Genomic DNA, 19695 nt, shown 5'->3' with positions numbered 1-19695 from the left:
TTCTACGATGTGGCTAGGCCTGCGGCGCGGTTTGGCCGCGTAACCTTCGCTGCTGGCCAACATCAAATCACATAAGAAGAGAGACAAAGTGTCGGTTTGGGCATCACAAAACCACGTCCTCAACCGCAAAGTCGGCAAGCTGCATGTTTTCAATCACCAGCGTGTCGGTATCGCTAAAGGTTATCCGAAGGTCATCATTATCTTGTGTAGCAAGACCCAAAACATCGGCAAACGCCGCTACCCCGGCCTGTGTCAAATCGATCAAGTCAGTGCCGTCTTCAAAGTCCGTAATACGATCTGTGCCGCCGCCACCGTTTTGTGTGTTGGCAAAGACGAACACGTCTTGCTTGCCATCGCCCGTCCCACCGCTGTCGCCGCCGGTAAGGGTATCATTGCCCCGCCCCCCGTCAAGCCGGTCACGGCCCGCGTTGCCGACCAAAGTGTCATTGCCCAAACCACCGCTCAGATCATCGGAAAAACCACCACCAGACAGCCTGTCAGCACCGGCATCACCATGCAACACATCGCGCCCAAGACCACCGTCCAGAACATCGGCACCCTCGCCGCCTTCCAGCTGGTCATCGCCATTTTCACCAAAGAGGTCATCCTTGCCCTGCCCGCCTTTGAGTATATCGTTACCTTCACCGCCGAGGATTTCATCGTCACCCGCACCGCCTTTTAATGCGTCATCGCCCTCACCACCTTTGATGGTGTCAGCGCCATTACCACCGCGGATCTGGTCATTATCTTCGCCCCCGTAAAGCGCATCTTTGCCTTGGCCCCCTTTGATCATGTCTTCGCCTCGGCCACCGCGAATGACATCATTACCAACACCGCCTTCGATGTGATCCTCACCCGTACCGCCAAAGACTGTGTCATCGCCGACATCACCGTAAAGCCGGTCATTGCCTTCGCCACCATCAATCGTGTCGTCGCCAGAGGCAAAGCTGACAACATCAGGTTCGCCAACAATGGACAGATCAGACGTGCCAATCGCATCTTTGAGGGTCAAAGGATCACTGGGATCAACGATCCAATTGGTGACAAGGTCAGTATTTTCCGACGGATCAAGGACGCCAACAAATGCGGACGCAGCGATCTGGGCCGCATCGCGCGCACCGTCCCAAACCCTGATATCCGCAACCTCACCGTGCATGGTTTTGCTGTCGCGGAATATCCCATCAGCGTCTTGGTCCTGCGCGATCACAACGCGCCCATTCTGCGCCAAACCGCTTGCGCTGGTACTGCCTGAAACGATCAGTTCCCCATCCACATAAAGCGCAATGGCACCTGCATCATATGTCGCAGACAAGCGGTGAATTTCGCCATCAAAGAGCGAGGTTGTCGCCACATCGCTGATCACATTCGTCCCGTTGATCCGCAGACCCAAGCTTCCATCAAAAAGCTCGGTGTAGCCAAATATAAGGAACTCTTCTTGATCGACGGGATTGCCCGCCGCATAGGAAAAGAAGGTTTGGTAAGAGCTGGGGGTTACGGCTGCATTGGCGCGGAAAAGCAGCTCTACGGTGACCGCATCAGAGGGCAGACTGTAACCGTCGAGAACAGCCGCTTGATCCGCCGCAGCGCCTTTGTTGAACGACATGGCCGCTACGTCATCCACATCGCGCTGAGGTTGCTCAAAGTCGCCGTGGATCACATCATCCCCATCACCACCGGACAAAATGTCATCGCCGTGACGGCCTTCGATAAAGTCTGCGCCGTCGCTTAGGCCGCCAAGGATCACGTTGTTGCCACCGTCCCCGCGCAAAATATCATCATCCCAAGAACCCGTTATATTCTCAATGCTGGTGAAGGTGGTTTCATCCAAACCGCTTTCGTTTTCATTATCCGTCCCGAAGAAGGCGCGCCCCGCCTGCATATCCACATCCGCGCTGCCAAGGGTTTCCTCAGGGGTCCAACCGGGGGTCGATTGGCGTTCCTCTGCGGTTTGGTAGGCATCAAAGGACAGGGTATCGGTGCCGGTTCCACCCGAAACCGTGTTGAACCCTTCGGCTGCAAAGATACGGTCGTTGCCCGCGCCGCCCTCGGCAATGTCATTGCCAGAGCCGGTGTAAATCGTGTCGTTCCCGTCAAGGCCCCTCAGGGTGTCGTTGCCGCCCATCCCGATCAAAACGTTGGTCAGATCATCGCCTAAAAAGCTATCTCCAAACCGCGTGCCGCGCAGCTGTTCGATACCTGTCAGGTCGCCATCTGTGAGCGAAGCAACAACCCCAGCGTCCTGATAGGTATAGTCCACTGTGTCGAACCCATCGCCCCCAAAGAAAAAGGAGAATGTCCCGGAAGCGGGGTTTTTTTCGGTCACATAGATCGTGTCGTTGCCCGCATCGCCGTAGTAAAATCCGCCTTGCGCGGAAGTATTGGCAAGATCCAGTGATAGTGTCCAAATCTGGTCATTTCCCTCGCCGCCGTAAAGCGTTTCCAGACCCGCCCCACCGAACAGGATGTCATCGCCTGCATCACCATAAGCGCTGTGGCTAAACACCCCAAAGGGATTGGTCAGGGTCAGGCGGTCGTTGCCATCGCCGCCGCGCAGACGGATAACATCGTGGCCCGTTTGCAGGATGTCATCAAATTTTGAACCCACGATCTGTTCGATTCCACGGGTCGATTTGGTATCAACATCGATGTATTCACCCGTGATAGGATCGCGGCTGTCACCCGGGTTAAAGCCAAGGAAATCAAAGAAGTCATTGTACTGGCCATCAACGTTTTCCCATGCCCGCAAGCTGCCAGAGAAGTTGATGGTGTCAAAGCCTTGCCCTCCGTTGGGCCCATCATCCGCTTCAAAGTTAACAAACCCGTCGTTGTTGATGAAAAGTGTGTCATTGCCCAAACCACCCGTGACCAGAGTGACGCCTTCCCCGGGGTAGAACAGGTCGTTCCCAGCATCCCCATCCATGGAACTGTAGTTTCCGTCGAGGTCGCGATCGAGGCCGATAAATCTGTCATTGCCCCCACCGCCATATAGATAGGTGGGGATCAAAGCGCCGATCAGGGTATCGTCCCCTTCGCTGCCCGTAACCGTATCAATGCCGGTAAACGTGTCCTCACCGACAGACGCGCCAGCGCTGTTGAACTTTTGGACTGTTGAGGTTCCCATATTGATCGTCACGCTGGCTGGCAGAAGTGTAGCGACGTCTTGCTCCAGAAAGCCCATGACGCGGAGGCGGACAAAATCATAGTTCTCTATGATTTCGGTATTCTCAACGCTGCGCCAATTGTAGGCCTGATCGCTCCATTCAAAGGCACGGACACCGCCGTACCACAGTTCATGATCGTTATTGCCACGGTGAACATAGGTGTCGTTGCCAGTCCCACCGATAAAGAGGTTTTCGCCCTCACCGCCATCCACATAGTCATTCCCCGCACCGCCGACCAATTGATCCTTGCCTTGGCCACCGAAAATGATGTCATCGCCGCCAAACCCGTTTATTCGATCAAGGGAGGTGCCGCCTTTGAGAATGTTGTCGGTGTTATCCCCCCAAAACCAGCTTCGTGCATCGCCACCGTTGGTGATATTCTCAATGCTGTCGAAGTTTTCGCTGGTGCCAAAGGGTGTGCGCGAGGGATCATTCAACAGGGACGCTGTGACTTCCCTATCGTTGCGACCACCCCAGCCATAGGTTGCGTAAGTGACGGTGTCATTGCCTGCGCCACCGAAATAATCTTCGCCAACATCACCACCATCCAGCGTGTCGTCGCCATCGCCCCCGTAAAGCTCATCATATCCTGCGCCGCCCGAGATGTAATCGTCACCAGCCAAGCCATATAGCTCGTCGTCTCCATCCCCCCCGAAGACGTAGTTGTTGTTTTCATTGCCGGTAACCGTTTCACCATCGTCGGATTGGGCCGTAAAGAAATCTTCGAAGTCTTCGATGTCAAAGCTTTGGTCTGTAAAGATCACTTTCTCGATGTTGAGCAAGCGATCTGTGCCTTGGTTCCCACCGGTTCCGTCCCGCTGTGACACGGTCAGCGCCCCATTGGTCCCGTAGGAAAACCGGAAATCGCGGAATTCGCCAAAGAAAACAGCCCCGTCAAATCCTTCGCCGCCATCGATCACATCATCGCCGCGCCCCCCGATCAGCAAATCATCGCCAAGGCCACCGTTCAGCGTGTCATCCCCCAGACCGCCGGAAACCAAATCTTCACCGTCCATCGCATTCAGTTCGGTGCCAGCGTCCTCAGGCGGCGGATTGTCATCATCACCGATCACAAGATTGCCGTTGTTATCAGCGGGACCATTCACCGCCCCCAACAGATCCGTGCCAATCACCTCATCAGCAAGGTCTTGGATCAAACCTATCAAAGGATCGAATACATCTTCGTCCAGTTTTTTAATCAGCCCGTCAAAGGGTCCTTCAAAGTCGGAAAAGATGTTAAGGCTTGGTAAATTGCCCAAGCCAACAGCATCAAGGATCCCTTGAAACAAACCAGCAATCCCAAGGGCATCAATGATCGGATTGACCACAAGGCCCACAGTGTTGTTGTAGATAAAGTCGATGGCGTCCAAGGCCCATTCAACTGGGGCCAAAACGTCTTGCAACACACCCAAGGGACCACTGAGGAAATTCACCTTCGACAGCACGGTGCTGATGCTGTTCATGGCGTTGACGATCAGTTGCGCGGGCGCTTTGACCCCCGCAAGGGCCGAGCTAACGGCCGCTTTGGCACTGTCAATTTTGTTGATGATTGCAATCGTATCGACGTAGCCTGCGTTGATACCAGCCACAGTGTTGTTGGCCCCTGCAATAGCACCCGAAAACAGATCAAGATCATCCATCTCATAGGTGTTTTCGACCACATCCACTGCATCCGCCAGCCCCGCCTCAATCGACGCAATTTCGCGGATGGACTGATCAATCAGCAGCAACTCGCCTTCCAAAAGGGCCTTTTCTGCCTTTACAAGGTTTAGATACGGCGAGAACTTGCTGTCGGCTTTGCCAGCGGCCTCTTTGACGTCTTCCGCCCGCGCTTCGACCTTCTTGATCGCAGTTTTCAAGCCCTTAGTAATGCTGCCAACGGGACCGCTCAGCTTTGACACCAGTTTGAGCGCCAGTTCCAAACCATCGGCCACTTTCCTAAGCGCTTCTGCGTCTGTGTCGATCTTTTTGAGGGCTTCCAGTGCATCTTGGGTCACATCCAAAACGCTAATGGCGCTGGACACGGCACTGCGCGTGGACGCCAATGCGCCACTGATCTGGTTAAGGTTACTTTGGTACGTCAGAACTTGGCTGGTCATAAACGGCTCCCGTTCGTCGAAATAATTAAATGCAAGCTGTGAGTTTGAATAGATTAGGACGCAGGCTAATGGTTAACGTAGCGTCAAACAACTGGGGTGATCACCCCAATCTGACAGCTAAGCCCAATCGCCCCATTTGGCCCATGGGTTGAACCGCGCAAACGCGTTTCCTGTGCCAAGCGACTTGATCGAAATCAAAAACCTGCCAAGATATTACCAAAGGGAGGATTACAATGACTAAAGTTTCTATGACGATCAACGGTGCGCCGGTCTCGGCGGACGTTGATGGCCAAACACTGCTGGTTGAATTCTTGCGCGAAGATCAACGGCTTACAGGAACCCACGTGGGCTGCGACACCAGTCAGTGCGGCGCCTGTGTTGTGCATGTTGACGGCAAACCCGTGAAATCCTGCACGATGTTTGCCGCCGAAGCCGACGGCAGTGAGGTCGCAACCATCGAAGGTCAGGCCAATGCAGATGGATCGCTGAATGTGATCCAGCAGGCGTTTCAAGACCATCACGGTCTACAATGCGGATTTTGCACGCCCGGCATGGTGATGTCGACGGCCGCGCTACTCAAGGACAATCCAAAACCAACCGTGTCAGAGGTGCGAGAGTATCTCGAGGGCAATATTTGCCGCTGCACGGGCTACCACAACATCGTCAAGGCAATCATGGCCGCATCCGGACAGGATGTCAGCGCCATCGCCGCCGAATAAGACAGATTTTAGGGAGGATTCAGAATGCCAAAAGATAGTGGAATTGGCGCCGCAACTCTGCGCCGCGAAGACGTTCGTTTTTTGACCGGTTCGGGTCAATATAGCGATGACATTAACACCTATGGTCAAGCCGCCGCTGTATTCGCGCGCTCGACCGTGGCCAATGGTGTGATCAAAAGCATCGACACAACAGCCGCCGCCGCCATGCCCGGCGTGTTGGCGATTTTCACCGGTGAAGACTTTGCCGAAGTGGGTGGAAACCCTGCAGGCTGGCTGATCAATTCGCGCGATGGCGAACCGATGAAAGAACCCAAGCGCCCGGTGCTGGCCCACGGCAAAGTCCGCCATGTGGGCGACGCCTATGCCGCTGTGATCGCCGAAACCGTCGAACAGGCCCGCAACGCCGTCGAGGCGATCGAGGCTGACATTGACGAATTGCCCGCCATTATTGACATGAAAGCAGCCCTCGCTGGCAGCGATTTTGTGCATGATGAGATTGGCACCAACCAGTGTTTCGATTGGGGCTGGATCGAAGACAACCGCGAGGCCACTGATGCCGCAATTAAAGGCGCGCATCACGTCACCACGTTGGAACTGGTCAACAACCGACTGGTGCCCAACGCGATGGAACCACGCTGTTCCATGGCGCAATATAACCGTGCCAACGACGAATACACGTTGCACACAACGTCGCAAAACCCGCACCTGACGCGACTGTTGATTTCGGCCTTTGTTCTGGGCATTCCCGAGAACAAACTGACTGTGATCGCCCCTGATGTGGGTGGCGGATTTGGATCAAAGATCTATCACTACGGCGAGGAAGCACTGGTACTGGCCGCAGCCAAACGGTTGAACCGTCCAGTCAAATGGACCGCAGACCGGACTGAGGCCTTCCTCACGGACGCCCATGGCCGCGACCACGTGACCAAGATCGAATTGGCACTGGATGCAGAGGGCAATTTCCTAGCCTTCCGCACCGAAACCCATGCCAACGTGGGCGCGTATTTGTCAAACTTCTCGACCGCCACACCCACCTTCCTGCATGGGACGTTGATGGCAGGCAACTATACGGTGCCCAACGTGTATGTGAACGTCAAAGCCGTGTTCACCAACACAGCGCCCGTTGACGCCTATCGCGGCGCGGGCCGTCCTGAGGCCACCTATTCCATCGAACGGGTCATCGACAAAGCCGCCCGCGAATTGGGTATGGATCCGATTGCCTTGCGCCGTCAGAACTTTGTCAAACCCGATCAATATCCCTTCGCCTCGGCCGCCGGTCTTGAATACGACAGCGGCAACTACGACGCGCTGATGGACAAAATGGAAGAGGTCGCCGATGTGGCGGGCTTTGCTGCACGTCGCCAAGCCTCCGAGGCCAAAGGCCTGCTGCGCGGCTTTGGCGTAAACGCCTATATCGAGGCCTGCGGTATCGCACCATCGAACCTGGTCGGCGTCTTGGGATCCCGCGTGGGCCTTTATGATGCGGCCACTGTACGCGTCAACGCAACGGGCAACCTGTCGGTAATGGTTGGTGCACACAGCCACGGCCAAGGGCACGAAACCGCCTTCCCGCAAGTGGTGGCCGAAATGCTAGGCATCGACGAGGCCAGCATCGACATCGTCCACGGCGATACCTCCAAAATTCCGTTTGGGATGGGAACCTATGGCTCACGATCCTTGGCGGTTTGCGGGTCTGCCGTTGTGCGCGCCACAGAAAAGATCATTAACAAAGCCAAAAAGATCGCGGCCCATATGTTGGAAGCCTCTGACAGCGATATCGAGCTGAAGGATGGCGTGTTTTCAGTGGCAGGCACCGATAAATCAGTGACCTTCGGCGAGGTCGCCCTCAAGGCATATATCCCGCATGAATACCCGCTGGAAAACATCGAACCCGGCCTAGAAGAAACGGCGTTTTATGATCCTGCCAACTTCACTTACCCCTCTGGCGCCTATTGTTGCGAGGTCGAAGTGGACCCGGACACTGGCAAAGTCACCGTGGATCGGTTCACGGCCGTTGATGATTTTGGCAATGTTATCAATCCGATGATTGTAACAGGTCAGGTGCACGGCGGTCTGGGCCAAGGCATCGGTCAAGCGCTGTTGGAAAACACCGCCTATGATGAAAACGGTCAATTGCTCAGCGCGTCTTACATGGATTACACCATGCCGCGCGCCGATGATCTGCCGTTTTATGTGGTTGATCACAGTCAAGGCAACCCCTGCACCCATAACCCGCTGGGTGTCAAAGGCTGCGGCGAGGCTGGTGCAATCGGATCACCGCCTACGGTGGTCAACGCTGTGATTGATGCCATGCAATCGGGCGGCAAAAACGTCACCCACATCGATATGCCTGTGACCCCGCACCGCGTGTGGTCAGCCATGCAGAACGCTTGAAAGGAAAAAGCACATGTACGCATTTGACATAGAGCGGCCCACAACAATCGCTGACGCAGCCTCCGCCTTAGGTGGTGAAGCGCAAGCCTTGGGCGGTGGCCAGACCCTGATTCCCACCCTCAAAGCCCGGCTCGCCAGCCCGGAAAAACTGGTCTCGCTCAGCGCAATTGCCGAGATGAAGGGGATCTGCGTTGATGATAACGGCCAGTTGCATATTGGCGGGGCAACGGTTCACGCCGATGTGGCCGCCGACGGCACCTATGCAGGCCTGTCAGGTCTTGCAGGTCAGATCGGCGATCCGGCTGTACGCAGTCGGGGCACTATTGGCGGATCCATTGCCAACAATGACCCATCCGCCTGTTATCCGGCAGCGGCTTTGGGATCGGCGGCGACAATCGTTACCAACAGCCGCGAAATCGCCGCTGATGATTTCTTTCAAGGCATGTTTGAAACAGCTTTGGACGAAGGCGAGATTGTAATTGGCGTGAAATTCCCGATACCGGAAAAGTCGAACTACCAAAAGTTCGTCCAACCGGCATCGCGTTTCGCATTGGTTGGGGTGTTTGTGGCCAAATACGCCGATGGCGTTCGCGTCGCGGTTACCGGGGCCTCAAACGACGGCGTCTTTCGCTGGACCGAGGCAGAAGCGGCCTTAACCGCAAACTTTGACGCCTCTGCCTTGGACGGGCTCAGCGTGCCTTCGGACGACCTGATCGCTGATTTGCACGGCTCGCCAGAATATCGCGCCCATTTGGTCAAGGTCATGACAGGCCGCGCAGTCACCGCTGCTGCCTGATCTGGCCACACAAAAAACAAAGGGCCCCGTGCAATGCATGGGGCCTTTTTGCATCCAGACTTTGGGGAAATGGTGCACCCAATAGGATTCGAACCTATGGCCTCTGCCTTCGGAGGGCAGCGCTCTATCCAGCTGAGCTATGGGTGCCTGACCGCCTTCTTAGCGCCAGCCGTCCTGCCCTGCAACGCCCAAGTTTAGGCAAAAAGATCGTTGCAGAGCTCAAGCGCATCGACCAATGCATCGACCTCGGCTTTGGTGTTATACATGGCAAAACTGGCGCGACAGGTGGCCGGAACCCCCATGTGTTCCATCAAAGGCTGCGCACAGTGATGTCCCGCACGCACCGCCACACCTTTTTTGTCCAAAACCGTTGAAATATCATGGGCATGGGCCGCACCGTTCAGCGTGAAAGAAAATATCGCCGCTTTGGTCGCAGACTGGCCCTGCACATTCAGCCAATTCAACCCATCCAGCCGACTGCGCGCATAGTCCCGCAGTGTGTTTTCGTGGGCCGCGATGTTTTCCATCCCTAAACCCATCATATATTCCAGCGCCACACCTAAACCGATCATCTGCACGATCCCCGGAGTGCCGGCCTCAAACTTCATCGGCGGGTCGTTATAGGTCACAGCCTCTTTCGTGACGTCGCGGATCATATCGCCACCACCGAGGAACGGACGCATTTCCGCCATACGCTCGGGCTTGACATAAATCGCCCCCGAGCCTGACGGACCATAAAGCTTGTGACCCGTAATCGCATAAAAATCAGCGTCTAGATCCGTTACATCCACAGGCATGTGCACAGCCGCTTGGGATCCATCAACCAGCACAGGCACGCCCTTGGCATGGGCTGCCTTAATGATGGTTTTTACATCAATAACGGTACCTAATACGTTGGAAAGATGCGTGATTGCGACCAATTTGGTACGCGGGGTAATCGCATCGATGATTTTTTGCGGGTCCAGATCACCCACAGTATCCACATCTACCCATTTCAAATTCACGCCTTGGCGTTCGCGTAGAAAATGCCACGGCACGATGTTGGCGTGATGTTCCATCACAGACAGAACGATCTCGTCGCCGGCCTCCATGCGGGGCATCGCCCACCCGTAAGCCACCATATTGATGCCTTCCGTGGTGCCTGAATTCATCACGATATCGTCTTCGGACGCCGCACCCAAGAACTTGGCGATGATGCCGCGTGTTGCCTCGTATTGATCCGTGGCGATGTTGCTGAGGTAATGCAAACCACGGTGTACATTGGCATATTCGTTAGAATAGACGCGGTTGATCGCATCGATCACCACCTGCGGTTTTTGCGCCGAGGCGCCGTTGTCCAGATAGACCAACGGCTTGTTATTCACTGTGCGCGACAGGATCGGAAAGTCAGCCCTTACGGCATTAACATCAAACATTTGCGAACCCTCCTGTGGATCCAACTCCGATGAGCGACAGAAAAACGGCCATCCCCAGAAGGATCGCCCCAACGGTCAAGCCCAGCATCATAGCGGCCTTGCCGATGGAATTAAGCCGATGCAAAACGTCGATGAACACGATCATGCACCAGATCATGTAAAGGCCAAAGACGATCAACAACAGCACGGCCAAAGACGGGATGACAATGGCAATCACCAATACGCCCATTTGCCCTGCCAACCACACGGCCTGCAGCCAAGTCATCAGCAAAATCGTCTCATCCAAACTGCCTTGACCGTCCAACGCACGTCCCATCCAGAACAATGCAAAGATCGATATAACCAAGGCGCCAAACTGGATCAGCGCCAGAATCCACGGACTGGGAACAGTAATCCCTTCCATACCTTCTATCTGCGTGGGTGAAATAACTTCACCAGTGCCACTAATCAAAGCACCAATGATCACCACGAGGATCGCCATAGGCCAAAGCGCCTCACGCGGGATCCCAAGGGCCAGCAACGTATTGGCCCCCTCACGTGGGTCGCGCAGGGTTTGGTTCAAAAGAAATGTAAATTGCGATATCATTTAGCAGACACCTGTTCGCTAGAATTAGGCCATTCGGCGGCCCGCCAGCCCACGATCCAAAAGGTCACAAAGGCAATCGCCCACAGTGCCCCCACAAGGTTCAGCGCAGGACTGGCCCCGATGAACCCTGCAACCAAGCCATTGAGCAGCATCATCGGTGTCGCAGCCAGCAAGGCCCAGAACAGAGTGATCCGGGCGCTAAACCAAGTGCCTTTGCCGCCGATCACTTTGCCGATCAACCGCGCAAGGGCAGCGATACCGTAAAACATCAACGGCCACAGCATCATCCAGGCCAGAAACTCGTAAGTCATGGCACGCTCTAATGAGCCGCCCTCAATGTGGTTTTGTCGGGCAAGCCGAGGCAACTGCGCGAAAAACGTCACCAAACACGCGCCCATCAGGATCGCCAAAGCGCGATCCTCCCGTTGTCCCATAGACAACAGACGCTGCACCACCGCCCGAGGGCGGCGATACATTTGTACGATATCCGTCGTGACTGGCATCAGGAACGGTGGCGTTGCAGCCAGCCCTCCAATCGGGTGAGCAGGTTGTCCGCCACGGCCTCGCTGTCGATCTCATCAATCGCTTCGGCCAGAAATGCCAAGACCAAAAGATCCTGCGCATCAGCAGTTGGAACACCCCGCGAGCGCAGATAGAACAAAGCATCCTCGTCAATCGCACCGGAGGTCGAGCCGTGTGAACAGGCCACGTCATCGGCGTAGATTTCCAGCTCTGGCTTGGCCAAAAACTGACTATCATCGTCCAGCAGCAAAGACTGGCTGATCTGATAGCCGTCTGTTTTTTGCGCGTCGGCTTTGACCAAAATCTTGCCTTGGAACACGCCTGTGGCCCCGTTGCGCAGGACTTTCTTGAACACCTGACGGCTTTCGCAATTGACCGCATCATGGGTCACGAACACCGTGTCATCGTGATGAAAGCTATCCCCATCCCCAACGGCGGCCCCTGCCACATGGGCAATCGCATCATCGCCGGTCAGTTCCAGCACGCAATCATTGCGGGTCATCGTACCATTCACGGTCAACGTGAACGATTTGAAGGTGCTTTCGGTGCCCAAACGAGCAAAACAATGGGTGGCCGCCTGACGATCATGATCACGGCCCTGCGCGCGGGCATGATGAAACACACCCGTATCCGCGACATCCACTTCAAGAACCGTGTTACACCGCGCCGCCACAGCGCCATTTTCCAGCAAAGTGACTGACGCGCCCGCATCCACTTTGACCACCGAATGGATCATCGCGTCCGATGTGTCGGACACATGGCGGTAAATCAGGTTGATCGGCTTGGTCACTTGGCCAGTTACGTGGATCACCACGCCTTGGGTCGCATAGGCCGTGTTCAAGGCCGCCAAAGGCCGCTCCACTGGGGTTTGCCCGTTGGTTTCCAACACGCCGTAAAGATCTTTCACCCAATGGATGTCCGCATCGCAGCAGTCCTGCAGCAACTCGATTGTTGCGCCTTCGACAGCCAGATCATCGGAGGCCGCTGCATCAAACACACCATCAACGAACACCAGCTTAAGCCGGTCAATATCGTCAAACAAAGGCGCTTCGTCGGAGACAAGCGCATCCGCAGGCGTTGCATGCGCCGCCACCAGCATCGCCGGATCGGTATATTTCCAATATTCGTCGCGCTTGCTGGGCAAGCCCATTTGCATCAAACGCGATCCGGCATCCTTCCGGGCCGCCGCAGACCATCCCGTGGCCTCGACAGTGCCCAAAGCCGCCAGACGTGTGTCCAGCGCCGTTTTCTTGACCTCAGCCAATCCCATTACGCAACCTCTGCCAAAATGCCGGCATAACCGTTGTTTTCAACTTCCAAAGCCAACTCAGGACCACCGGATTTGATGATCTTGCCATCCGCCATGATGTGAACAACGTCCGGTTTGATATGGTCCAACAGGCGTTGGTAGTGCGTGATCACAAGGAACGTCCGTCCTTCATCACGTAGTGCGTTTACCCCTTGGCTGACAAGTTTCATCGCATCCACGTCAAGTCCCGAGTCGGTCTCGTCCAGAATACACATCTTGGGCTCAAGCATTGCCATTTGCAGGATCTCGTTGCGCTTTTTCTCGCCACCGGAAAAACCGACGTTTACAGGGCGTTTGAGCATATCTGCGTCAATCTTCAGATCCTTAGCCTTGGCCCGCACCACTTTGAGAAACTCAGCAGCACTCAGTTCGTCTTCGCCACGGGCTTTGCGTTGGGCGTTCACCGCTGTGCGCAAGAATGTCATGTTGCCGACGCCCGGGATTTCCACAGGGTATTGAAACGCCAAAAACAGACCGGCTGCGGCGCGTTCTTCCGGTTCGAGATCCAAGATATCCTCGCCTTGCAGCGATGCACTCCCTTGGGTGACTTCATAGCCGTCTTTGCCGGACAAAACGTAGGACAGGGTCGATTTACCCGACCCGTTTGGGCCCATAATCGCATGCACTTTGCCTGCTTCCAGCGACAGATTAACACCTTTGAGGATTTGCTTGTCTTCCTCTTCAAGTTTGACGTGTAAGTCTTTGATTTCCAGCATATTCATCCTTGTCACCCTAGCGAGGCCTTTGCAGTAGATTTATGATAGTTAGCAGATCCCGTCGCGGGATCGTCGTTGGTTCAATGTCAAAACGCGCCATGCGCCCTTGAATTTCAGTTGGTTTCACAAAGTCTTCGACACTGTGATAGATGGTGCGCCGACGGTAATCGTCAAAGTACACCGTGATTGGTTTTTCGGTCATATAAAGACAGGCCAATAGGCATCCGGCACGAAACCTGCCGTCGACCAACACCACATCTGGCTGCACGAAATCGGGCTCGGTCCAGACCTCAAGCGGATAGGATGCAAACTTTCGCCATTTTTTGGTGTTGTCGGGCATTGCCCATTCACGCGTCTTGCCCGTGTCTTGTCGGACGATACGCAGGTCGGCCTTTGCTGGATGGGCGGCAAACCATGCCTCCATCTTGTCAGCCCATGCTGCGTCATTTTCCACACTGAACACAGTTTTTCCAGCCATCTCGCCGGCCATAACCGTGCTGCCGCCGCTGCCATACTCCAGTATAACGTCAGCCGCCTCATAGGCGCTGCGCAACCAATCGGCCTCGGCGGCTGGCATGGTCAAATGCGGGCGTTCTAACATCTGGGTGGCCACATCTTTCATGCGGCACCCATTTGTTCAAAAATTGGGTTTACAGAAGGGCTGCCAACATCGGCGCTTGCGTTCCAAAGTCCGCAATCATCGCGCCGTTGCCAAAATACGCGGCCCCGGCCCCGGTTGCAAAGGCCATCTGGCGTTTGCCGGTCGATAGATTGAACAAAATGCACGCAAAAAGTCCGAATATCACGGGCACGACAACTTTGGCTGGTAGCGCTTGCAGCAATGCCTCGGCGTCTGGCCAGCGTTGCAACAGCAACTCGCTGATCATTGGCCCCAATAACCCGCCCATTACCACGCAGACAATCCCAAGACCCAAAGCCAAGGGGATCAACACGACGTCCTTTTTGGATTTTGGTGGCTTGGTTTTGGCCACAGCCATTTGCACTTCGCGTTCTGACACCAGAACACCGTCGGGGCGCATAGCTTTGCCCGATTGAATTCGACCAACCCGTTGTTGAAACGTTTGCGCATTCTGCGCGTTGCGATCCTGTGCCATTGCTAAGAAGACCTTTTCCTACATCCCGTAGGTTGTGTCCTTCATCAGTTTGCACTTTTAAGGGCTGAAATGTGTCAGAAACCTGTCTCATTGAGCGGCCTCCAAAACAGGGGCCAGCATCTCGGGTGGTAGGCTGGAAATATATTGCCGCGCCAACTTGGGTTTTACCAAGCCACGGTTTTCCAATTCTTCCAGCAACATCAGTACCATATCGTGGGAATACCAGACGCCTGCCGCCATCAGACACAGACGTTTCAGCGCCTCATCGGACCACGTGTCTATTTCTTCCAGCGAGCGAATGTAGACCGCATCGCCATCGATCAATTGGGACTTTGCCCGTGTCGGATGCAGACGATCGCGGTATTTCGAGCGCAACCCAACCTTGGCCATGGGCAAGAAACGGTGCAATTTGAAGCCCTGTGCGCGCAACTGGTTATCCAGATCGCCCATAGTCGGCTCACCCTCATAAAGCTGGTAATACCGCAGTTCGACTACGATCGCCTGTGCCTTGGACAACTTAGCAGCACCGCCTTTGATGACATCCAATTCACCGCCCTGAACATCACACTTGAGCAGATCAATCTGCGGCACCTGATCAAGACCATCCAGAGAGGACAGCGTGACGGGATGTTTGGTTTCTGTCGGCAAAAGCCGTTTGAACCGCCGCAAATAATTCAAAGACGCCGCGCGCAATGGAAAGAGCGAGCCCATACCGGACGACTTATAAAGATGCAGTGTCCCTTCCCCATCAGCGCCAACTGCTGCATTGATAAAGGTCGCGTTGTCCGGCGCTGATTTCACCAATTCTTTGTAGGCCTCCTGCTGAGGTTCAAAGCCCACCAGTTCGGTCTGACCCGTGGCCACCAACGGTTTGTAAGGCGGATCATACAACGGGTTGGCCCCCACATCGACAATGCGAATGGGGCGGGCCAGTTCAAGACCCCGAGCCAAAGCCATGATCCGCTTGCGCGACATCAGCCGACCGATCCTTCCAGTGAAATTGCGACCAAGGCTTGCGCTTCCATGGCAAACTCCATTGGCAAGGCTTGTAAGACCTCTTTGCAGAAACCGTTCACAACCAACGCCACAGCTTCTTCTTCGTCCATGCCGCGTTGGCGGCAATAAAACAGCTGTTCGTCATCTACTTTGGACGTTGTCGCCTCGTGTTCCACCCGCGAAGAGTTATTTTTGACCTCAATATAGGGCACTGTGTGCGCCCCACATTTGTCACCGATCAACAGGCTGTCGCATTGGGTATAATTGCGTCCGTTCTTGGCCTTTGGATGCATTGAAACAAGGCCGCGATAGGTGTTCTGCGCCTTGCCGGCACTGATCCCTTTAGACACGATCCGCGACTTGGCGTTCTTGCCCAAATGTACCATTTTGGTACCAGTGTCGGCCTGCTGCATGTTGTTAGCAATGGCGATCGAATAGAACTCGCCCTGTGTGTCGTCGCCACGCAAAATGCAGCTTGGATACTTCCATGTCACAGCCGAGCCTGTCTCAACCTGTGTCCACATCACTTTGGCCCGATCCCCGCGGCAATCCGCACGTTTCGTCACAAAGTTATAGATGCCGCCCTTGCCGTTCTCATCGCCCGGATACCAGTTTTGAACGGTGGAATATTTCACCTCTGCATCTTCTTCGATGATGATCTCCACCACAGCGGCATGCAATTGCGCCGTGTCACGCTGGGGCGCTGTGCAGCCTTCCAAATAGGACACATACGAGCCCTTGTCAGCGATGATCAGTGTCCGCTCAAACTGGCCAGTATTTTCGGCATTGATGCGGAAATAGGTGCTCAGCTCCATCGGGCAGCGCACACCGGGGGGCACATACACAAACGAACCATCGGAAAACACAGCCGAATTCAAAGTCGCATAGTAGTTGTCGGTCACTGGTACAACAGTGCCTAAATACTTTTTGACCAACTCAGGATGATCGCGGATCGCCTCGGAAATCGAACAAAAGATCACGCCCGCTGCCTTCAATTCCTTTTGGAAGGTCGTGCCCACAGACACACTGTCAAACACCGCATCTACGGCGACTTTGCGTTCTTCCTCTGGGGCTTCGACACCGGCCAGCAGGGCCTGTTCCTTTAGCGGAATGCCAAGCTTGTCGTAGGTTGCCAGCAGCTTTGGGTCGACTTCGTCCAGTGACTTTGGCTTGACCTCCATGCTTTTGGGACGGGCATAATAGTAGATGTCCTGAAAATCGATCTCTGGGTAACTGACCATGGCCCAGTTCGGCTCGGTCATTTTCTCCCAACGCTGAAACGCGGCCAGACGCCATTCGGTCATCCACTCAGGCTCATCGTTTTTGCTGGAAATCAGTTTCACGATATCGGGGTTCACACCTTTTGGCGCATACTCCATCTCGATCTCGGTTTCCCAACCGTACTTATACTTGCCCGAAAGCTGGCGCACAGCATCCACTGTGTCCTGATCCACGCCGTCTTTTACTTCTGTGTCCAGTGCGGTCATTTTCGGTGTCCTTTCCGATGGGCTCGCAGCCTCAGTAGTCTAGTGTTCATGCCGCTTTGAGGCGGTGTTTTTCATAGGCTTGTGACCATGCGTCCACAAACCGTTCAATTTCGTCTTTGGTGGTGCGCGGCCCCAACGAGACGCGCAACGCACAAGAGGCATCTAAAGCATCCGCCCCCATGGCCCGCAAAACCCCACTTGGTTTGACTTTCCCGCTGGAGCAAGCCGATCCAGCCGAAACAGCAAAGCCCGCCAAATCCATCAGCATCACTTGCGTCTCGCCTTTCCAACCCCGCGCCACAAAGCAGCTTGTATTAGGTAACCGAGACGCCCCTTTACCATAGAAGATAGGGGGGTGCGGCAGCGCCTCAAGACCCTCTTCAAGCAAATCACGCAACTGCGCCGTTTTTTCCCACTCGCCCTCAGACAGCGCCTGTGTTGCGGCTGTCGCAGCCGCCCCAAATCCAGCAATACCAATCACATTTTCGGTGCCCGAGCGGCGGCCCATTTCCTGTCCCCCGCCCTTAATCTGCGCCTCTACATCCGTGCCTTGCTTGATCACCAAGGCACCCACACCTTTGGGGCCACCGATTTTATGGGCAGACACCATTGCGGCAGTGACACCCGACCAATCAAAGGCCACCGGAATTTTTCCAAACCCTTGGGTCATATCCGACAGAGCCAGTCGGTTGGGCAATGCCTGGACGACACCAGTTTCTGAATTGGCCAGTTGTAGCGTGCTCTGCGCGGGATCACTGACCGCAACCGTACCATCCGACGTCACCGGCAAATCACCCGACGTCCACGCCAAAACCGCATCATGTTCAATTGGCGCTGAGGCCAGTGCCCGCCCGCCCAAAGCCAAGGCCGCACTTTCTGTGGCCGACGAGGTGAAAATCACATCGGCCCCATTGGCCCCCATGGCTAGCGTAATTTGTTGGCGGGCTGTTTCGACGATGCGTTTGGCCCCGCGGCCTTCGGCATGTACCGAAGACGGGTTGCCCACACTGTCCATCGCCTTCAGCATGGCCTCCCGTGCAGCCGGTACCAAAGCCGTAGTCGCGTTGTGATCCAAATAGACCCGCGTCATTATTCGTCGACCACTTCAAAAAGGGATGGTACCGCCGGACAAGGAGCCAAATCGTTCGAAATCACATCCGACAAACGCGTTTGATGTAGGAATACATAGACCTGAGCCGACAATCCCTCCCAAAGACGGTTGGTCAAAGATTGAGCGCGGCTGCCCGAGGAGCCGCCCGATGCGCCAGCGCCAGTGTAAAGCGCGCTCACTGTTTCGTCGACTGCTGTCAGAATATCCACCACTCGGATTTCAGACGCCGGACGCGCCAATTGATAGCCGCCCCCCGGTCCGCGCACGGATTTCACCAGTTCTGCCCGGCGCAGTTTGACAAAAAGCTGTTCGAGGTAGGGTAGCGAGATATCTTGGCGCTTGGAAATTTCGCCCAAGGACACAAGAGTAGCTTCATTTTGGATCGCCAGATCGGCCAAAGCCACCATCGCATACCGACCTTTTGTACTTAGCTTCATTCGGTGGCCCCCAGTAAAACTGCATTTGGATTGACGAAACCGTGCAATCAGCATAACGAAACCAGACCGTTTCACTGCCTGGCGCAGTATTGAATTAGAACAGTTCTAAGGTCTCTGAGGGATTTCGTCAAGAATAGCTTGGGCCAAAAGAACCAAAAACAACACAGGGACCAATATGCCCGAAGTAATTTTTCCTGGCCCCGAAGGGCGGCTGGAAGGCCGATATCACCCGCAAAAAGAAAAAGACGCGCCTATTGCGATTCTGTTGCATCCGCATCCGCAGTTTGGTGGCACGATGAACAACCGCGTTGTTTATAACATGCATTACGCGTTTTATAACATGGGGTTTACAGTTTTGCGGTTCAACTTCCGCGGCGTGGGACGTTCGCAAGGCGAATACGACCAAGGCATTGGCGAGCTATCGGATGCGGCCTCGGCCCTCGACTATTTGCAATCCATGAACAACAATTCAAAACATTGCTGGGTTGCTGGGTTTTCGTTTGGCGCCTGGATCGGCATGCAATTGCTGATGCGCCGTCCGGAAATCACCGGGTTTATCTCGGTCAGCCCCCCTGCAAATATGTATGATTTCAGTTTTCTGGCGCCTTGCCCGTCTTCTGGTTTGATCATTAACGGGACAAACGACCGCGTAGCCCCACCCCAAGACACGGTGAATTTGGTGTCCAAACTGCACGAGCAAAAGGGCATCACTATCACCCATCAGGAAATCGATGGCGCAGGTCACTTCTTTGAAGAGCCACACATGGATACCATGCTGGACAATGTCACCGGCTACGTGAAACGCCGCCTCACCGAAAATACACGGTAAGCC

Annotated in this window: 16 protein-coding genes and 1 tRNA gene; 4 read left to right on the top strand and 13 right to left on the bottom strand. The window is 54.9% G+C overall.

The window, feature by feature from the left end:
- Positions 1-103: 103 nt before the first annotated feature.
- Positions 104-5260: a LamG-like jellyroll fold domain-containing protein gene (locus ACIRQ6_RS07080; RefSeq protein WP_420863428.1), complete on the bottom strand. Its 5157-nt coding sequence runs from the start codon at positions 5258-5260 to the stop codon at positions 104-106.
- Positions 5261-5493: 233 nt separating this feature from the next.
- Between ACIRQ6_RS07080 and ACIRQ6_RS07075 the strand changes: the two genes are divergently transcribed.
- The 3 genes from ACIRQ6_RS07075 to ACIRQ6_RS07065 are packed head-to-tail and all read left to right on the top strand — an operon-like array spanning position 5494 to position 9169.
- On the top strand, positions 5494-5979 hold the full coding sequence (locus ACIRQ6_RS07075; protein WP_420863427.1) for a (2Fe-2S)-binding protein: 486 nt from the start codon (positions 5494-5496) through the stop codon (positions 5977-5979).
- Between the two features lie 24 nt (positions 5980-6003).
- A complete protein-coding gene (locus tag ACIRQ6_RS07070; RefSeq protein ID WP_420863426.1) occupies positions 6004-8373 on the top strand; it encodes a xanthine dehydrogenase family protein molybdopterin-binding subunit in 2370 nt (789 codons plus the stop codon).
- A gap of 13 nt (positions 8374-8386) precedes the next feature.
- Positions 8387-9169, top strand: a complete 783-nt coding sequence (locus tag ACIRQ6_RS07065) for an FAD binding domain-containing protein (RefSeq protein WP_420863425.1) — start codon at positions 8387-8389, stop codon at positions 9167-9169.
- A gap of 70 nt (positions 9170-9239) precedes the next feature.
- Here the strand turns inward: ACIRQ6_RS07065 and ACIRQ6_RS07060 are convergent.
- The 12 genes from ACIRQ6_RS07060 to ACIRQ6_RS07005 form a co-directional block, all read right to left on the bottom strand.
- A tRNA-Arg gene (locus ACIRQ6_RS07060) sits at positions 9240-9316 on the bottom strand.
- Between the two features lie 47 nt (positions 9317-9363).
- On the bottom strand, positions 9364-10584 hold the full coding sequence (locus tag ACIRQ6_RS07055) for a cysteine desulfurase (RefSeq protein WP_420863424.1): 1221 nt from the start codon (positions 10582-10584) through the stop codon (positions 9364-9366).
- A complete protein-coding gene (locus ACIRQ6_RS07050) occupies positions 10577-11170 on the bottom strand; it encodes a Yip1 family protein (RefSeq protein ID WP_420863423.1) in 594 nt (197 codons plus the stop codon). The genes ACIRQ6_RS07055 and ACIRQ6_RS07050 overlap by 8 nt, the downstream gene beginning before the upstream one ends.
- Positions 11167-11673: a hypothetical protein gene (locus ACIRQ6_RS07045; protein WP_420863422.1), complete on the bottom strand. Its 507-nt coding sequence runs from the start codon at positions 11671-11673 to the stop codon at positions 11167-11169. The genes ACIRQ6_RS07050 and ACIRQ6_RS07045 overlap by 4 nt, the downstream gene beginning before the upstream one ends.
- Complete coding sequence (locus ACIRQ6_RS07040) at positions 11673-12962, bottom strand: SufB/SufD family protein (protein WP_420863421.1); 1290 nt, start codon at positions 12960-12962, stop codon at positions 11673-11675. Before ACIRQ6_RS07040 ends, ACIRQ6_RS07045 begins: the two co-directional genes overlap by 1 nt.
- Positions 12962-13717, bottom strand: coding sequence for a Fe-S cluster assembly ATPase SufC (sufC, locus tag ACIRQ6_RS07035; protein ID WP_420863875.1), 756 nt, complete (start codon positions 13715-13717; stop codon positions 12962-12964). The genes ACIRQ6_RS07040 and sufC overlap by 1 nt, the downstream gene beginning before the upstream one ends.
- 16 nt (positions 13718-13733) lie before the next feature.
- Positions 13734-14339: a hypothetical protein gene (locus ACIRQ6_RS07030; protein ID WP_420863420.1), complete on the bottom strand. Its 606-nt coding sequence runs from the start codon at positions 14337-14339 to the stop codon at positions 13734-13736.
- A gap of 28 nt (positions 14340-14367) precedes the next feature.
- On the bottom strand, positions 14368-14832 hold the full coding sequence (locus tag ACIRQ6_RS07025) for a hypothetical protein (protein ID WP_420863419.1): 465 nt from the start codon (positions 14830-14832) through the stop codon (positions 14368-14370).
- An 87-nt stretch (positions 14833-14919) separates the two neighbouring features.
- On the bottom strand, positions 14920-15807 hold the full coding sequence (locus ACIRQ6_RS07020) for an FkbM family methyltransferase (RefSeq protein WP_420863418.1): 888 nt from the start codon (positions 15805-15807) through the stop codon (positions 14920-14922).
- On the bottom strand, positions 15807-17315 hold the full coding sequence (gene sufB, locus ACIRQ6_RS07015) for a Fe-S cluster assembly protein SufB (RefSeq protein ID WP_420863417.1): 1509 nt from the start codon (positions 17313-17315) through the stop codon (positions 15807-15809). The genes ACIRQ6_RS07020 and sufB overlap by 1 nt, the downstream gene beginning before the upstream one ends.
- Before the next feature lie 46 nt (positions 17316-17361).
- Positions 17362-18405, bottom strand: a complete 1044-nt coding sequence (locus ACIRQ6_RS07010; protein WP_420863416.1) for a cysteine desulfurase family protein — start codon at positions 18403-18405, stop codon at positions 17362-17364.
- Positions 18405-18863, bottom strand: coding sequence for an Rrf2 family transcriptional regulator (locus ACIRQ6_RS07005; protein ID WP_420863415.1), 459 nt, complete (start codon positions 18861-18863; stop codon positions 18405-18407). The genes ACIRQ6_RS07010 and ACIRQ6_RS07005 overlap by 1 nt, the downstream gene beginning before the upstream one ends.
- Before the next feature lie 175 nt (positions 18864-19038).
- On the opposite strand from ACIRQ6_RS07005, the gene ACIRQ6_RS07000 reads away from it, so the two are divergent.
- Positions 19039-19692 carry an alpha/beta hydrolase gene (locus ACIRQ6_RS07000; protein WP_420863414.1) on the top strand — a complete coding sequence of 218 codons (654 nt, stop codon included), beginning with the start codon at positions 19039-19041 and terminating at the stop codon, positions 19690-19692.
- Positions 19693-19695 lie beyond the last annotated feature (3 nt).

It is taken from the genome of Algirhabdus cladophorae, assembly GCF_044772865.1.
GTDB lineage: Bacteria > Pseudomonadota > Alphaproteobacteria > Rhodobacterales > Rhodobacteraceae > Algirhabdus > Algirhabdus cladophorae.
The sequence above is the reverse complement of the archived record's forward strand: the minus strand, read 5'-3'. Positions and strand labels throughout refer to the sequence as shown.

Bases quoted from the DNA above. Each gene is read 5' to 3' on its own strand.
- ACIRQ6_RS07050 (WP_420863423.1), bottom strand. From the start codon at position 11,170: ATGATATCGCAATTTACATTTCTTTTGAACCAAACCCTGCGCGACCCA.
- sufC (WP_420863875.1), bottom strand. From the start codon at position 13,717: ATGCTGGAAATCAAAGACTTACACGTCAAACTTGAAGAGGAAGACAAG.
- ACIRQ6_RS07080 (WP_420863428.1), bottom strand. From the start codon at position 5,260: ATGACCAGCCAAGTTCTGACGTACCAAAGTAACCTTAACCAGATCAGT.
- sufB (WP_420863417.1), bottom strand. From the start codon at position 17,315: ATGACCGCACTGGACACAGAAGTAAAAGACGGCGTGGATCAGGACACA.
- ACIRQ6_RS07070 (WP_420863426.1), top strand. From the start codon at position 6,004: ATGCCAAAAGATAGTGGAATTGGCGCCGCAACTCTGCGCCGCGAAGAC.
- ACIRQ6_RS07000 (WP_420863414.1), top strand. From the start codon at position 19,039: ATGCCCGAAGTAATTTTTCCTGGCCCCGAAGGGCGGCTGGAAGGCCGA.
- ACIRQ6_RS07075 (WP_420863427.1), top strand. From the start codon at position 5,494: ATGACTAAAGTTTCTATGACGATCAACGGTGCGCCGGTCTCGGCGGAC.
- ACIRQ6_RS07030 (WP_420863420.1), bottom strand. From the start codon at position 14,339: ATGAAAGATGTGGCCACCCAGATGTTAGAACGCCCGCATTTGACCATG.
- ACIRQ6_RS07010 (WP_420863416.1), bottom strand. From the start codon at position 18,405: ATGACGCGGGTCTATTTGGATCACAACGCGACTACGGCTTTGGTACCG.
- ACIRQ6_RS07040 (WP_420863421.1), bottom strand. From the start codon at position 12,962: ATGGGATTGGCTGAGGTCAAGAAAACGGCGCTGGACACACGTCTGGCG.
- ACIRQ6_RS07055 (WP_420863424.1), bottom strand. From the start codon at position 10,584: ATGTTTGATGTTAATGCCGTAAGGGCTGACTTTCCGATCCTGTCGCGC.
- ACIRQ6_RS07005 (WP_420863415.1), bottom strand. From the start codon at position 18,863: ATGAAGCTAAGTACAAAAGGTCGGTATGCGATGGTGGCTTTGGCCGAT.
- ACIRQ6_RS07065 (WP_420863425.1), top strand. From the start codon at position 8,387: ATGTACGCATTTGACATAGAGCGGCCCACAACAATCGCTGACGCAGCC.
- ACIRQ6_RS07020 (WP_420863418.1), bottom strand. From the start codon at position 15,807: ATGTCGCGCAAGCGGATCATGGCTTTGGCTCGGGGTCTTGAACTGGCC.
- ACIRQ6_RS07045 (WP_420863422.1), bottom strand. From the start codon at position 11,673: ATGCCAGTCACGACGGATATCGTACAAATGTATCGCCGCCCTCGGGCG.
- ACIRQ6_RS07025 (WP_420863419.1), bottom strand. From the start codon at position 14,832: ATGGCACAGGATCGCAACGCGCAGAATGCGCAAACGTTTCAACAACGG.